Source organism: Pseudomonas sp. SIMBA_068, from assembly GCF_046534705.1.
Classification (GTDB): Bacteria; Pseudomonadota; Gammaproteobacteria; order Pseudomonadales; family Pseudomonadaceae; genus Aquipseudomonas; species Aquipseudomonas putida.
Map to the genome: position 1 here is coordinate 1 of NZ_JAWRYI010000466.1, position 274 is coordinate 274.

The 274-nt window shown below is 71.2% G+C and carries 1 pseudogene; it reads right to left on the reverse strand.

Annotated elements, in window-relative coordinates:
- Positions 1 to 274 (reverse strand): annotated as a pseudogene (locus tag SB756_RS29985) (phage terminase large subunit family protein); the annotation flags it as partial.

The window sequence follows — 274 nt, forward strand, 5'->3', positions numbered from 1 at the left end:
GGCAGCCCGAGGGGCCGGCTGGGGTGGCGGCGAATCGCTGCGCCTGACCGGCGCCGGCGGAGGTGCAGACCTCGGCGGCGTATCGTCTTCGTCCTGGTCGTCATCGTCCCGTGCGGCGGCCTGGGGCCGGGCTGGCTGCGGTTCGCCCTGCTCGAAGAGGCTGGCCTGCGCGAGCGCCTGCCGTAGCTTGTCCCCGTCGTTCTCGACGTAGCGGTGCAGGCCGAGGAAATAGGCCATGGCCAGGTTGTACACCATGAGGTCGAGCGCCTCGTTC